A 15,089-nucleotide genomic window follows, 5' to 3' on the forward strand; every position below is an offset into this window, starting at 1 on the left:
AAACAACCAAATTTATAATATTAAATTTGGTTGTTTTTTTATACTAAATTTGAAGTATGTAATTATTTTACCTGAAATGAATCCAATTAAAGAATATATAACCAAGCATAAAAATTGGAGTAAACAACTTCAACAATTACGAATGCTTTTATTAAAGACTCCCCTTGAAGAAACGATTAAATGGGGTTCTCCTGTTTATACAATAAATAATAAAAATGTAATCGGGTTAGGTGCTTTTAAAAACCATTGTGCGCTATGGTTTTTTAAAGGTAGTCTATTGCAGAAAAACCAGTCTTTACTCATCAACGCTCAAGAAGGTAAAACAAAAAATCTGCGTCAGATTCGCTTTAAAGCAGGAGATCAGATTCCTGAAAAGGAAATAAAAGCCTATATCCTGGAAGCCATAGCTATTGAACAAACTGGAGTAAAAAGCCAGACCAGTCTAAAAACAACTATTACGATTCCTCCAGAACTTCAAGCTGCTTTTGATAACAATACCTCACTAAAAACAGCTTTTGAAAAACTAAGCATTGGAAAAAAACGGGAATATTGCCAGTACATTTCCGAGGCTAAACGAGCTTCTACTAAAACTTCGAGATTAGAAAAAATAACTCCAATGATTCTAGCCTTAAAGGGGCTGCACGATAAATACCGAAAGTCATAAAAAAAATCCCAAATTTAAATTTGGGATTTTTTTTACTATAGAAAGCTATAGTTACTTTTTAGTTTCCTTCTCTGGATTTTGAACCAATTTACTTAGTTCCATTGAGATAGAAGCTTTATTAACGGTAATTTTTCCAGCACCAGTTTCGATAATTACCGCATTTAGTTTCTCGCTAAAATCTACAACCTTGCCGTGAATACCACCGCTGGTTACAACTTTGTCACCCTTTTTAAGGCTTTCACCAAAGTTCCTTTCTTCTTTTTGCCTCTTTTGTTGTGGTCTTATCATGAAGAAATAAAAAACGATGATAATCGCAATAAAAGGTAAAAAACTTGATATTTGATCCATTATAAAATATTAGTGGTTATGTCCTTCGTGTCCAGCTGCTGCTTTTCCTGCAGTTTGTTGAGCTGCTCCTCCATTTTTAGGAGTTACAAAAGTTCTAATTCTCAAGGTTTCTTGACCGCTTGCCGTGTTAGCGCTTACGCGGATAGATTTAGATTGATTATTTGGTCTACCCGAAGAGTTAAATTTAACTTTTATTTCTCCAGCTTCACCTGGGGCCACAGGAGTTTTTGTCCATTGAGGTACAGTACAACCACAGCTAGCCTTTGCATTTGAAATTACCAATGGCGCATCTCCAGTATTTGTAAACTTAAAGGTATGTTCTACTATATCACCTTCGTTAATTGTACCAAAGTCATGGGAATCTGACTCGAATTGCATAACTGGTGTTCCAGTAGCTTTTGCATCGCGTTCAGCAACTTCTGTTTGGTTTTCTTCTTTAACTTTGTCTGCGGCATTCTCTTTACAAGAAGTGAAAGTAATTCCCGCTACAGCGGCAAGAATCAATAATCCTTTTTTCATTGTGTTTAATTTTTAATTGTTGAAATATAATTTTTACGGAGCTAAAATTAAGAAAAAAGTTTCAACTACATCAAGCCTCTACCCACTTTATTTAATTCTCCTTTTTCTTTTAATTCTTTAGATAATTTATCTAAAATACCATTGATAAAAATACTGCTTTTAGGCGTACTATATTCCTTAGCTATCTCAAGGTACTCGTTGATGCTCACCTTTACAGGAATAGAAGGAAATTTTAAAAACTCACATAAAGCCATCTTTAATAAAATGCTATCAATATCCGCTATACGGTCTTTATCCCAATTGGGGGTCTTATCTTGAATTAGATTACTATAATATTCCTGATTCAACAAGCATTTTTCGAGCAAATCTATAGCAAATTCCTCATCTTCTTCATTTTTAAATAAAGCTGGAATTCTTACTTGTTCTTGAGTCTCTTTAGTCTTGCTTATCAACTTAAGTACCGCAGTATTTACCAAAGGTAAATCATCTAACCAAGTTAATTTTTTATCTTCTAAATATTCATAAAGCTTATCATTGGGTGCAATTATTTCTTTAAAAAGATAAGTAACAATTTTTTTATCTTCTTTATAGGTTGTTGCTTCTTGATCTAAGTAGGCTATGAAGCGTTCATCTTCTTTGATTAAATCCCACAGTATGGCCACATATTCGTCATCTTGATGCCAATTGTTTAACTTATGGTCTTCTATAAGCTCTTCTAACTGGCCACTTTGCTCTAATTGTTTAAGGAATTTATTGTCTACAAAATTTAAACTAGGATTGATGTCTTTTGCAGTAGGTAAAAATTTCTTTTGTGATTTTTCTATGAAATCTTGGGCTTTGTTTCTTACCTGTAGAAGCAAATCTAAGTTTAGTAAGAAAAGGTCATACATATCTTCCATACTCTTATAGATAAACTTTTTTTCTGCACCCAAATTTTGGTTTTTGGATTGTGTAAATGCGTAGAAAGACTGCATTACTTTTACACGGATATGTCTTCTTGTTAACATAGATAAATAAAGAACTTGATTTAAAAGATTAAAAAAGGGCGAATTAAAATTCGCCCTGCAAAAATAAAACTTATTTGTTGCAAATCGGTATTTGATTTACTTTTCTTGCTTCTTTTTTTCAATGCGCTCTTGCGCAATTTTAAGAGCAGCTTGGTGGGTTGTCATTTTACTCTCCTCGGCTTTATTAAGAATTTCTAGGGTTGTGTTATAGATGTTCTCCGTTTTAGCCATTGTTTCTTGACGATTGTAACCTTTTAACTCGGCGTAAACATTAATCACACCTCCAGCATTAATCAAGAAATCGGGTGCGTAAACTATTCCTTTTTCTTGAAGTAGTTTTCCGTGTTTAGCCTCATTTTCTAATTGGTTATTTGCTGCCCCGGCTATTACCTGTGCTTTTAATTTACCTATGGTTTCATCATTCACTGTGGCTCCTAAAGCACAAGGTGCATAAATATCAACATCTGCAGTGTACAAATCTGAACCAGTATAAATTTTGGCTCCGTATTTTTGTTGTACTGCTTCTAAACGCTCTTGATTGATGTCTGAGATAAATACTTCTCCTCCTTCTTCACGAATATGTTTCACCACGGTTTCACCCACATTTCCTATTCCTTGAACAAGTACTTTTTTACCTTCTAGCTTGTCTGTTCCAAATTTATATTTAGCAGCAGCCTTCATACCCATATAAACACCATAACCTGTAACTGGCGAAGGGTTACCTGATCCTCCTAAATGCTCAGAAATACCGGTTACATATTTAGTTACCTCACGAACGGTATCCATATCTTCGGTTTGCATACCTACATCTTCTGCCGTAATGTATTTTCCACTCAAGGAATCAACAAATTTACCAAAACGACGCATCAATTCTGGAGACTTTTGGGTTTTGGCATCACCGATAATAACTGCTTTTCCTCCCCCAAGATCTAAACCAGAAATAGAACTTTTAAAAGTCATTCCGCGAGAAAGACGCAACACATCATTTAATGCTTCCCATTCGCTGCTATAATTCCACATTCTAGTACCTCCCAAAGCCGGACCTAAAACTGTGTTATGTATTCCTATAATAGCTTTTAAACCTGTATCTTTGTCATAGCAAAAAACCACCTGCTCATGTTCATCAAAAGAAAGCTGACCAAAAACTGGCGCTACCTTTTTAATTTCATCGGCATTTAATATTTCAGCATTCATAGTATAAAATTTAAATTATTAATGTCTTAATTTTGTACTGCAAAAATACATATTGTTTACAGATTAATTAGGTTTTTAATCTAAAAATAAAAATCTTTTAAAATTGACTTTACAAAAAGGAATGAAAGAGTTACGGCACCTGAATAAATATTTTGTCAAGTATAAATGGAGTCTATTACTAGGACTTGTGATAACGGTAGCCGCCCGTATATTCGCGGTTTACGTTCCACAGTTTATAGGAGACTCTACTCACGTAGTTGAACAATATGTGAACGGCGAGGTAACCGATTTAGCATTGGTCAAAAAAGAACTTTTAAACAATATCTTAATAATTCTAGGGGCTACCTTGCTCTCTGCGCTTTTCACTTTTTTAATGCGGCAAACCTTTATTGTGGTCTCTCGCCGAATTGAGTTCGATTTAAAAAACGAAGTGTACACACAATACCAAAACTTATCGATCAATTTCTATAAAAAAAATAGAACAGGAGATTTAATGAACCGCATAAGTGAAGATGTTTCTAAAGTTCGTATGTATGTAGGCCCAGCTTTGATGTACAGCATTACCACTATTACCTTATTTGTGGTGGTTATTACCTATATGATCAAAACCGCTCCTCTACTTACTCTTTATACCTTGGTCCCATTGCCTTTTTTATCAATCGCCATTTATAAAATAAGCCGAACAATCAACAAACGTAGTAGCGTTGTGCAGTTGTACCTTTCTAAACTTAATACCTTTACCCAAGAAAGTTTTAGCGGAATTAGTGTGATTAAAAGTTATGGATTAGAAAATCAAGTCAATGAAGACTTTGTTTCTTTATCCGATTCTAGTAAAAATAAAAACCTTGACCTAGTTCGGGTTCAAGCTTTCTTTTTTCCGTTGATGGTTTTATTGATTGGTTTTAGTAATCTTATAGTAATTTATATCGGTGGAAACCAAGTAATTAGTGGGGAAATTGATAATTTTGGAGTTATCGTTGAGTTTTTAATGTATGTTAATATGCTCACCTGGCCAGTAGCAACAGTAGGTTTTGTGGCCAATATGGTTCAACAAGCAGAGGCTTCCCAAAAACGAATTAATGAATTCTTACAACAAGAGCCATCCATAAAGAATTATAATGAAGGTAAAACTCCCATAGATGGCAATATTGAGTTTAAGAACGTTAATTTCACTTATGAAGAAACCAATATTGAAGCATTAAAAAATATCTCATTTAAAATTAATAGTGGAGAAACCTTAGCTATAATAGGTAAAACTGGCTCGGGTAAATCTACCTTATTAGAATTAATTGCTCGGGTATATGATGCCACAGAAGGAACTATAACCATAGATAATGTTCCTATTGAAAAATTAAATTTAAACAACCTACGCGAAGCCATTGGCTACGTGCCTCAAGATGCTTTTTTATTTAGCGATAGCATTGCCAATAATATTCAGTTTGGAAAAGTGGATGCGACGAGAGAAGAAATTATTGAAGCGGCTAAAAACGCTTATGTACACAAAAATATTATTGGTTTTAGCAAAGGCTATGAAACTGTTTTGGGCGAAAGAGGAATTACTCTTTCTGGTGGTCAAAAACAAAGGGTTTCTATTGCACGTGCCATAATTAAATCACCAGAAATCTTATTATTTGACGATTGTCTTTCGGCGGTAGATACTGAAACAGAAGAAATAATACTAAATAATCTCTACCGCGTTGCCAAAAATAAAACTATGATAATGGTTAGTCATCGCGTATCGACTGCTAAAAATGCCGATAAAATAATTGTGCTAGAAGATGGTAAAATTGTTCAAGAAGGGGTACATCAAGATTTAATGAATCAAAATGGTCCTTATTTAGACCTTTACAACAAACAATTGGCCGAAAAAGAAAAGTAACTTTTATTTGCCGGTTGTTAATTTTTTTAAGATTTTTGACAGCAACTATAACGTATAACCAAATTAAATTTGACTATGAGTGAAAACGGAGCGATGCCGAAAGAAGAAATTTTTTCAAAAGTACTAAGAGCAGGAAGAAGAACTTACTTTTTTGATGTTAGAGCAACCAAAGCCAATGACTACTACTTGACCATCACCGAAAGCAAGAAATTCACGAATGAAGATGGATCTTTTCATTACAAAAAGCACAAGATTTATTTGTACAAAGAAGATTTTGCTGGTTTTGAGGAAATCTTAAAAGAAATGACTCAATACATAATTGATGAAAAAGGTGAAGAAGTGATTAGTGAGCGCCACCAAAAAGATTTTAAGAAAGAATATGAGAACGAGATAGAGAATAATGTAGCCCCAAAGCAATTTACAGATGTAAGTTTTGATGATATATAACAAAGGCTACACCTTTTTAAAAAGAGCATTGGTAAACAATGCTCTTTTTTTATTCTAGCTGCTAGCTTATTTGCCGACAAATTACTTTTTGCCTACGCTACTTTTAATAGCAAATAAATCCTGATTTCATTACGGAGAGACAATAAAATATCTCTAGAAGATTTTTTTAAAAATGTTTATTGTTGTATTTTAAAAAAATGAATGATTCGACTCAATTCGAAACAATTTATACGTTTACAGCAGCCTCAAAACTATATAATTGGAGTACAATTAATGATACCGTTATGGGGAGTGTCTTATAGTCACATCAAAGTCAAAGTAAACGAAGAAGGCAACGGAGTTTTCACAGGTAAAGTCTCCTTAAAAAACAACGGCGGATTCTGTTCGGTGCACTACCCACTTCCCAAAAGGCGAATCGGTAAATTTCATAGCTTCTTATTAAAAGTTTATGGAGATGGCAAAGCATATCAATTCAGAATTAAAGAAAATTCAAAAGACGCACACGTTTACAAGGCAGTGTTCAAAACAACTAAGCAATGGCAGGAAATCAAAATTCGGTTTGATGAAATGTTCCCTAGTTTTAGAGGACGTAAACTCAACAAATCCAATTTCTCGGGTCAATCTTTAGAAGAAATCGCTTTCTTAATTGCCAATAAGTAAGAAGAGCATTTTAAGTTGTTGATCAATCGAATTGAATTAATGTAAGATATATCAAGCCTATATAATTTACGAAAACAAAATTTTGTGATAAAAAATTATTGGCTTAGTTACTATCCTAACAAATTACTTTTTCGATTTAGCAACTTAAATAAAGCATTCATCCCTTATCTGTAATAAGTTAAAAGATTTTGGTTTCAAATTCATCCGATTCGGTTATATTTATCACTTAAATAAGACCGTGAAAAAAACAATTGTATTAATAACTTTCTTCTTTTCAATAATTTTGGTTCAGGCTCAAGAACCAAGCTATTTTTCGCTGCAAACCCTTAACACATTACCCGATCAAACTTTTTATGACATTATTGAAGATGATGAAAAGAACATTTGGCTATCGGCTAATAAAGGACTTTATAAATTAACAGGTAAGAATCTCGACTATATTAATTCTAGTCAACAAAAGGGCAAGACCGTTTTTAGTTTAATTCAATCTAATGGTAGTATTTACGGCATAAATCTTTACGGGCAATTGCTACGCTCACAACACGATAGTTTAATGGTCGTTGCCGATTTAAGTGAAAAATTAAAAGGAAAATTAGCACAACTATACGAGCATCAAGAACATATTTATGCATTGAGTCAAGCCGGCCTCAGCAGTTTACATTTGCCCACTCAAACGCTTGAGCAAATCAATCTAGACTTAGTTTTAACTTCGGCTCAAAACCCTAACACCAGAACGATTTATTACCTCACCAACACCCATCAGCTTAAAGCAATAAAAAACAACCAACTCAAGGTTATTCCTCATTTACCTATTGCAAGTCAACAAAATAATATCAAAAATTTAAATCTGTTTTATATAAATAATAAATTGTATTTGTTTTATGTGCAAAACGGTAAACTCATTTACTTAAGCTATGATGAAAGCCAGCAAGCTTTTATTAATAAAGTGAGTATAGAAGGACTCGAAAATTTAGAAATTCGCCATATAAAAAGCATCGGTAATGATATCTACTTTAGTACAAACCGAGGCTTATTTATTGCTCAATCATCAAATAGTGGATTTAAGCTAAAGCAGCATCTATTTAAAGATTTTTCACTAAGCAAAACCCTGTTTGATTTTCAAGGTAACATTTGGGTAACTACGCTTAAAAATGGGGTATTTATTATTCCGAAGAATCATTATTATCAATATGATTTAAAGTTAAAAAATAGAGAATACATAAGTGCCTTGGCAAAAGGAAAAGGCAACAATCTTTTTGTGGGTACCAATTTTGGGAATATTTTTTATGGTAACGTACAAAATGGATTTAACAGGCTCAACATTAAAAACACGCATAAAGTTGAAGCGATTTTCTATGATAATCTTATCGACAGGCTAGTTATAAGCTTAAAAGATGCAGACGGATTTGTTTATCAACTCAAGCTTGCCCGTAGAGAAGACCTCAAAAACCAAATAAAAAGTTCTAAAGGTTTATTGAAGGCCTTTGGAGGTTTGGTAAACCTAAGTTTTAAAGCTTCATACTTTTATGCAGACATTACTAAACCTGATCAAAGACGTATTTTAAATGACAAACGTGCCAAAAATGCATTTTTTGACAGTACCAACCAGCGGCTTTACATCAGTTATATAGATGGAACAAGAGTTTATGACAACAATTTTAACAGTGAGTACCTCAGTTACAAAAATAATACAATCCCTACATCAGCAATTAATAAATATAAAGACAGCATATTACTGGCTACAAACCAAGAAATATTAAAAGTGAACCATACCCAACTTGAAGCTTTTATAAGCCAAGATCAATTATTTTTTAAGAATGGGATCTTAGATTTTGCGGTAGACAATGAAGACGGCATCTGGGTTTTAAGTCTAGAAGGTTTACAATGTTACCAAAACAAAGAAATTCTTTATGAAAAAACCTTTTTTAATGATTTTCACGGCCATAGCTTAAACAATCTATTTTACCTCGACAATCATCTTTATTTTAAAGGCAACCAAAAACTTATTTACCTACCCACCAATGTAAAAAGCCATTATGCGTCACTGGAGTCTCCCCGCATTAAAAGCCTCAAAATAGATGGAAAAAATCAAGCTATAACCCACGAAATTGAATTAGAACCTGAAGCGCAACTACTCGAAATTCAATTGTATACACCAGGTTTACAACTCACTCAAGAAACCAATTACCTGTACAACCTCAACCAAGAAAAAGCTATTTGGCAGGAAACCTCATCGGGTTCTAGCAATTTGAACTTTAGTAATTTGCCATCGGGCAGCTATCAATTAAGTATTAAATCTAAAGATCAATTCAACCGGACGAGTCAAGAAGAATTATGCCTTAATTTGATTATAAAACCCCATTTTTATGAGCAAAACTGGTTTTATGCATTATGCATTTTGGTTTTAGGATTTTCCCTTTACGGATTACATCATTGGCAATTGAATAGAAAAGCTAAAAAGGCACACAAGGAAATCAAATCTTTAAAAATACAAAACAAAATTAATGCCTTAAGCTTAGAGAATTTGCGCTCGCAAATGAATCCGCACTTTATCTTTAATGCGCTTAATGCCATTCAAGAATTTATCGTATCTAACGAAAAAAAATTAGCCAGCAATTATTTGGTGAAATTCTCTAGGTTAATTCGTTTATACTTAGAGCACGCCCAGCAGGATAAAATCAGTTTAACTGAAGAAATAGAAGCCTTAAAACTTTACATTGCTCTAGAAAAACTAAGGTTTGAGAATGAAATTGACGTACAGATAGAAATTGACTCTAGTCTAAATTTACAAGCCATTCAAGTACCTTCAATATTTATTCAACCTTATGTAGAAAATGCTTTTAAACACGGATTATTACACGTTTCGGGATCAAAAAAATTACATATTGTCATAAAGAAATTCAAAGAATCATTCATTTCTTGTATCATTGAAGATAACGGAATTGGCCGTGATGCTGCCAACAAATTGTATGCGAATAAAACCAAACCGCATACTTCTTTTGCTTTAAAAGCTAACCAGAGAAGAGTTGCCTTATATAACCAAATAAACCCCTACCCTATTACAGTAAAAATAACCGATTTAGGAAGCTCTGCAGTCCCAAAGGGAACGCGGGTAGAAATCCTATTTCCTATAAATAATTAATATGCGCGTATTAATCATAGACGATGAGCCTAGAGCCAGAACCTTATTAGAAAAAATGCTTTTGGGCTTAGATGCTCATACTTTTGAAATACAAACTGCCAAAAATTTACTAGAAGGACTAGAAATTTTAAAACAGCAACCCATTGATTTACTTTTTTTAGATATTGAAATGCCGCAGCACTCCGGATTAGAGCTTTTTGATATGCTGCCTCCTCCCTATGCGTTTCAAATTGTATTTACCACAGCTTATAATCAATATGCTGTAGAAGCTTTTAAAAAAAATGCCATCGATTATTTGCTTAAACCTATAGACTTAGATGAGTTAGAAATAGCGGTTTCAAAGGCCAGTACTGCTAATAAAGGTGCGCATTTAGAAGCAAAATTAGAAGATTTGGCGAAGGCGTTAAAAAAGGTAGCCATAAATAAGATTGCTTTAGAGGTAGCTAAAGGTATTTTATTTGTAGAGCATAAAGACATACTTTATTTTGAGGCAGATGGGATGTATACGAATGTTTCCTTAAGAGATGGCACTAAAAAATGTATTTCAAAACCACTTAAAAATTTCGTGCAACAGTTGCAGCAAGATTCTCTATTTTTTAAATGCCACCGCTCTTTTTTAGTGAATTTGCAATATGTAAAAGAATTTTCACGCAAAGATGGAGACCAGTTGATTATGGAAAATGGCAAATCTGTTCCTATCTCAAAATCTAACAAAGAGTCGTTTTTAAAACTCATTCAACAGGTGTACCAATAAAAAAAGAAGCGGGTTTGTTAACCCGCCTTTTTTTGTATTTAAGCCTAATAAATTCTTACTTATCTTGGTTCATTGCAATCTGAATAAGAATAATTAGTTTGCATATCGCTTATCCAATTTGATCCCGGATTAAAATCTTGATCTATTTGAATACAATTTAAATTAGCATTGCCTTGTGCCTGCATTCGGCTAAAAAAGAAATTATTGCCATTGGCCACATTCAAACTGCTTAAGTTGTTGGTGTGTACTTTTAAATCATCAACCTCGGGTAGCATGCTAATATCTAAAGCAACTAATTTATTATTTTCAAGTAAAATTTGCTTTAATTTAGTATTTTTAGATAAATCTACTTGAGTTAATTGATTATTAAATGCTGATAAGGTTTTTATATTTATGAAAGCCTCTATACCCGTTAGATCTTCAATCCCAAGATTTTCAAGACTCAATATTTCAGTAGCTAATTCTGCTTCTTGATAACTTATTTCTTCATCGTTATTAGTGTTGATAGCCGAGTTGTCGATCAACGCTTGTTTAAAAATCGCATCATTAAATTTTACGTATTGACTTTGATCTACATTTGTGTTTGTATCATCATCAGATGAGCAGCTTGCCAATGTTGCAAAAGCGATTATAGCCAAACTTCTTAATGTTTTTTTCATTCTTTTATTCTTGATTATGGTTGTGCATTTTTACAATCTATTTTTTGACCATAAGGCATTTGTCCGTGTATAACCCCACCAAAGGTGGTATTGCTATAACCACTACCGTTATATTGCTGCTTTAAAATAAAGCCCTGAAGTTTACAATCTCCTTGTCGTGTAGTTTCTGTAAAAGCTCCTTTTATCCAACGGTACAATGGCCTCCCTGTTATTTTATGATGAACAATGCTCCAGTCATTAGATTCAATTCTGTGGTACATCAATTTTGCACCATCTTTATTGATTACTTTATTTATTTCCGCTTTAGCGAAATTCTTTAAACTGGTGTTAGCATCTAACTTACCAGCTTTAGGAATTTTAATACTTGCTAAATTGGCCGCTGCAGCTTCTTCATAATTGGCTTTGAATTTTGCTTCTATCGCTAAAGCCATTTCCTTAGCTTTTTCTTTGCTAAACAAATTTAGTTTTTCGGGAGGTGCAATGATATTGGTGATGGTTAAATCGCCTGGTTTTACGTATGAAGGCACATTGTAGCTGTGACCGCCCTGAAAAGCACCGGCATATAAAACAAATACATCTTCGTCTAGTTTTAGCATACGGGTTAATATTAATCCGCTAGTATCTAAGTTTAGTTGGTGGTTAGGATCTGCTGGGTGCTGAATAGCATAAGATCCGCTTGTCATCTCATATACCCTCACACCATCTAGCGCAAAAGCATCTAAGATTGGGGGAGAAATGAATTCCAACCACGCAAAGTCTAAATCAAAGTCTGGGTAAATTACAACAGCGTGACCTTGTTCTGCTTCTCCTTGACGATAATTAGCGGCTTTTATTATATGATTGCTTCGACCAGAACTGTAGCCTATTATATCTTTAAATTGTAAACTTAAGGTAGCTTTTTCACTACTGGCTTGGGGTCCACGTGGTACGCTGCCTGGCATTCTACTTTTTCTACCCGATGGTCTAGGTTTTGTTGTATTAGCGTCACCACTTGAGGCATCGTTAGATACAGCTTCTTGTGCTGCTTTTTTTACTTTATTTTTTAACATTTTACCCAGTTGCGCTTCCGCCGGAAGGCTAACTGCCAAAAATAAAATGGCAAACAGATAAGTTAATTTTTGTTTAAACATTGTTTTAGATTTTTAGTTGATATTAGTTCGGCGCGTTTTCACAAGCGATATAGGAGCCGTAAGGAACTGGAGCAGTTCTGCTTATTCCAGCAAAATAGGCCTCGTTAAAACCACTGCCATTAAAATCTTGCTTTAAGATATATTGAAACAGCATACATTTACCATTAGAATTTTTCTGTATTAAGGCACCAACAGCCCATTGATATAATACCGCTCCTGTAGTTTTATGGGTGACCACCTTCCAGTCGTCTGATATAATATTAAAGGCTACCAATTGCATACTTTTACTGGCATAATAGTTCTCTAAAGCTTTTGAGGCAACCTGATGCAAATCTGAATCTTTATTAAGTTCTCCAGCTTCAGGGAAAGCAATAGCCTTTGCAGCTTGCTGCTCTTTTTCCTTATTGGCTTTTGTAGGTAGGTTTAAACTTTCTGAAGCTTTTTCTTTTATTTTTTTAAAAAACTGAGCCTGAACAGTTGTACTGCCGCCTAATAAGCATAAGCAGATCAAGCATTGTAATATAAGTCTCATAGATTAAAATGAATTTAAAGAGCGTGCACCCAGCTGGTTAAGCTGAATGCACTGCAAATAGATTGGATTAGTTTTTAATGAATTTAAAAGTTTTATTTTGCTGATTTGCTTTTACTTGAATAAAGTAAACACCAGCTGACAGATGATTTAAATTCATCTTTAATTCTTTAGTGGTATGCACCTTTTTACCGGCCATAGAAAAAACGTTTATTTCATCAACTTTTTCTATTCCATTTAGATTAAGGATACCTGCCGAGGGGTTTGGGTAAATAGAAATGGCATCTAAAATATTTTGCTCAATTCCTAAAGTACAAGTAGTATATCCATAAATGGTGTTTGGGTCTTTATCTGAATCTATCATCCAAAATATACCAGGGCTTGCAGCAGGAGGTGTAAAACCGTTATCTAATTGCACACAAGTAAGATTTGGGCAATTGGTTGCATTAAATCTATAAATTGAAGCATTATTGCCGTTAGCCATATTTATAATTTGTAAGTTAGCGTTATCTTGAACAAACAAAGCACCTAAAGAGGGTAACATCGAAACATCTATATCAGAGAAAAGGTTATCTTGTAGCTCTAGATAATATATGTTTGGATTATTTGTAAGATCCAAAGAAGTTAAATCGTTATCTCCTAAATACAATTGTGAAAGTACCGGGTTGTTAGATAAGTCTATACTGGTAAGATCATTTTCTTCTAATTTTAAACTTGTAAGCTGAGCTAACGAAGAAAGATCTATAGAAGTAAAATTATTAGTATTTGCCTCTAATTCTTCTAAAACGGTATTGCTAGAAAGATCTATCGTGTTAAGATTGGTATTGTTAACTATTAGTTTTTCTAAATTAGTAAAATTACTTACATCTATACTCCCTAATGGGTTATCACTCAAATAAGCAGTGGTAACGCTTGATGTATTGGGTAAGGTTAAGCTAGAAGCAGTTAAATTATTAGAATGTATAGCCAACCAAGTTAAATTTGTTTGATTACTTAAGTCTAAACTGCTTAGGTTATTATCAGACAAGTTTAAGTTTTCAATAGCTGTATTATTACTTAAGTCTATCGTTGTTAATTGATTGAACGAAGCCGAAAAATTGCTCAAATTAATGTTGTTAGAAACATCTAAAGAGGTTAATTGATTGTTATTTAAGTTTAAGACCTCTAAATTTACATTGGTACTTAAATCTATCGAGGCAAGACTATTAGTAAAATCTGCTACTAATGTGGTAAGATTGGTGAGTCCTGTTACATCTAAGGTTGTTAACGGGTTTATGCCTATATTAATTTTAGTTAAAGCTGTATTAGCAGTAAAATGGGCAAAATGAATATCGTTATTAGGCAAGTATACTTCTGTAATATTTGTAAAAGCATCTAAACCAGTTAGATCTTGAATATTTAAATTAGGAGCAGAAATTATACCCGTATAGGCCATTGCTTCGGGATAGCTAATTTCGTAGTCTCCATTGGTATTTATTGCCGTATTAGTAATTAAAGCAATTTTTAAATTTGTATCGGGTATGTATACATTTTGAGCAAAAAGGCTAGCACTAGCTAAGCAAAATAATGAGAGTAATGTTTTTTTCATTTTGAGATGTTTTTAATATTCACCCCAAAAATCTGATAATGATTAGTTTAATTTAATCAAAAATTGCTGAATGCCGTTATTTAGTTGCTGAATGAAGTTTATAATTTTTAAACTACAAGACTAGCCAATTTGCAAGCCGTTAGGTATTTTTGTTTCGGGTTTTAATAAAACAACATCGTCTTTTTGCACTGCCCCCAAAACCAAACACTCGCTCATAAAATTGGCAATTTGCTTTTTAGGAAAATTAATCACGGCTATCACCTGTTGACCCATCAATTCTTCTTTGCTATAGCGCCTGGTAATTTGAGCAGAAGTTTTGCGTGTACCAAGCTCTGGTCCAAAATCTAACATTAATTGATAAGCTGGTTTTTTGGCCTCCGGAAAATCCTGTACATCTATAATGGTAGCCACCCGCATTTCAATCTTTTTAAAATCCTCCCAAACTATAGTTTCCATATGTATTTAAACTTTCAAATTAACTCTAAATGTAGTAATTTTAGATAAAACTTGTCCATGAAAAGAGAATCTTCTACTGTAAAATTAGGTGAAAAATACCACGACTTTTTACT

15 protein-coding genes are annotated in these 15,089 nt (G+C 33.4%); 6 read left to right on the forward strand and 9 right to left on the reverse strand.

The window, feature by feature from the left end:
• Positions 1 to 76: 76 nt before the first annotated feature.
• Positions 77 to 664 (forward strand): YdeI/OmpD-associated family protein, encoded by a 588-nt coding sequence (locus tag ACFSQ0_RS06650; protein ID WP_379045943.1) that lies wholly within the window; start codon positions 77 to 79, stop codon positions 662 to 664.
• Positions 665 to 715: 51 nt separating this feature from the next.
• Here ACFSQ0_RS06650 and yajC read toward each other — a convergent pair whose 3' ends face one another.
• From yajC to ACFSQ0_RS06670, 4 genes are all read right to left on the reverse strand, one after another.
• Positions 716 to 1,012, reverse strand: a complete 297-nt coding sequence (gene yajC, locus ACFSQ0_RS06655; RefSeq protein ID WP_379045946.1) for a preprotein translocase subunit YajC — start codon at positions 1,010 to 1,012, stop codon at positions 716 to 718.
• A gap of 9 nt (positions 1,013 to 1,021) precedes the next feature.
• Positions 1,022 to 1,531 (reverse strand): DUF1573 domain-containing protein, encoded by a 510-nt coding sequence (locus tag ACFSQ0_RS06660; RefSeq protein ID WP_379045949.1) that lies wholly within the window; start codon positions 1,529 to 1,531, stop codon positions 1,022 to 1,024.
• A gap of 65 nt (positions 1,532 to 1,596) precedes the next feature.
• Positions 1,597 to 2,538 carry a transcription antitermination factor NusB gene (gene nusB, locus ACFSQ0_RS06665; protein WP_379045952.1) on the reverse strand — a complete coding sequence of 314 codons (942 nt, stop codon included), beginning with the start codon at positions 2,536 to 2,538 and terminating at the stop codon, positions 1,597 to 1,599.
• Positions 2,539 to 2,634: 96 nt separating this feature from the next.
• Positions 2,635 to 3,732 carry a Glu/Leu/Phe/Val family dehydrogenase gene (locus ACFSQ0_RS06670; protein WP_379045955.1) on the reverse strand — a complete coding sequence of 366 codons (1,098 nt, stop codon included), beginning with the start codon at positions 3,730 to 3,732 and terminating at the stop codon, positions 2,635 to 2,637.
• 121 nt (positions 3,733 to 3,853) lie between these two features.
• Here ACFSQ0_RS06670 and ACFSQ0_RS06675 point away from each other — a divergent pair, with 121 nt between their 5' ends.
• The 5 genes from ACFSQ0_RS06675 to ACFSQ0_RS06695 all read left to right on the forward strand — a co-directional run bounded on the left by ACFSQ0_RS06675 (position 3,854) and on the right by ACFSQ0_RS06695 (position 10,614).
• Positions 3,854 to 5,611 carry an ABC transporter ATP-binding protein gene (locus ACFSQ0_RS06675; RefSeq protein WP_379045958.1) on the forward strand — a complete coding sequence of 586 codons (1,758 nt, stop codon included), beginning with the start codon at positions 3,854 to 3,856 and terminating at the stop codon, positions 5,609 to 5,611.
• Positions 5,612 to 5,686: 75 nt separating this feature from the next.
• Positions 5,687 to 6,058: a PUR family DNA/RNA-binding protein gene (locus ACFSQ0_RS06680; RefSeq protein WP_379045961.1), complete on the forward strand. Its 372-nt coding sequence runs from the start codon at positions 5,687 to 5,689 to the stop codon at positions 6,056 to 6,058.
• A 201-nt stretch (positions 6,059 to 6,259) separates the two neighbouring features.
• Positions 6,260 to 6,718 carry a CIA30 family protein gene (locus ACFSQ0_RS06685; RefSeq protein ID WP_379045964.1) on the forward strand — a complete coding sequence of 153 codons (459 nt, stop codon included), beginning with the start codon at positions 6,260 to 6,262 and terminating at the stop codon, positions 6,716 to 6,718.
• Positions 6,719 to 6,956: 238 nt separating this feature from the next.
• On the forward strand, positions 6,957 to 9,860 hold the full coding sequence (locus ACFSQ0_RS06690; RefSeq protein WP_379045967.1) for a sensor histidine kinase: 2,904 nt from the start codon (positions 6,957 to 6,959) through the stop codon (positions 9,858 to 9,860).
• A 1-nt stretch (position 9,861) separates the two neighbouring features.
• Positions 9,862 to 10,614, forward strand: coding sequence for a LytR/AlgR family response regulator transcription factor (locus ACFSQ0_RS06695; RefSeq protein WP_379045970.1), 753 nt, complete (start codon positions 9,862 to 9,864; stop codon positions 10,612 to 10,614).
• Positions 10,615 to 10,673: 59 nt separating this feature from the next.
• Here the strand turns inward: ACFSQ0_RS06695 and ACFSQ0_RS06700 are convergent, their stop codons facing one another.
• The 5 genes from ACFSQ0_RS06700 to ACFSQ0_RS06720 form a co-directional block, all read right to left on the reverse strand.
• Entirely contained in the window at positions 10,674 to 11,273 is a 600-nt protein-coding gene (locus ACFSQ0_RS06700) for a hypothetical protein (RefSeq protein ID WP_379045973.1), read from the reverse strand.
• Positions 11,274 to 11,287: 14 nt separating this feature from the next.
• On the reverse strand, positions 11,288 to 12,403 hold the full coding sequence (locus tag ACFSQ0_RS06705; RefSeq protein ID WP_379045976.1) for a hypothetical protein: 1,116 nt from the start codon (positions 12,401 to 12,403) through the stop codon (positions 11,288 to 11,290).
• 22 nt (positions 12,404 to 12,425) lie between these two features.
• Complete coding sequence (locus ACFSQ0_RS06710; protein ID WP_379045979.1) at positions 12,426 to 12,935, reverse strand: hypothetical protein; 510 nt, start codon at positions 12,933 to 12,935, stop codon at positions 12,426 to 12,428.
• A gap of 67 nt (positions 12,936 to 13,002) precedes the next feature.
• Positions 13,003 to 14,520 (reverse strand): T9SS type A sorting domain-containing protein, encoded by a 1,518-nt coding sequence (locus ACFSQ0_RS06715; protein ID WP_379045982.1) that lies wholly within the window; start codon positions 14,518 to 14,520, stop codon positions 13,003 to 13,005.
• Between the two features lie 120 nt (positions 14,521 to 14,640).
• Positions 14,641 to 14,976, reverse strand: coding sequence for a tRNA-binding protein (locus tag ACFSQ0_RS06720; RefSeq protein WP_379045985.1), 336 nt, complete (start codon positions 14,974 to 14,976; stop codon positions 14,641 to 14,643).
• Between the last annotated feature and the right edge of the window lie 113 nt (positions 14,977 to 15,089).

This window comes from Mesonia sediminis (assembly GCF_042684705.1).
Taxonomy (GTDB): Bacteria; Bacteroidota; Bacteroidia; order Flavobacteriales; family Flavobacteriaceae; genus Mesonia; species Mesonia sediminis.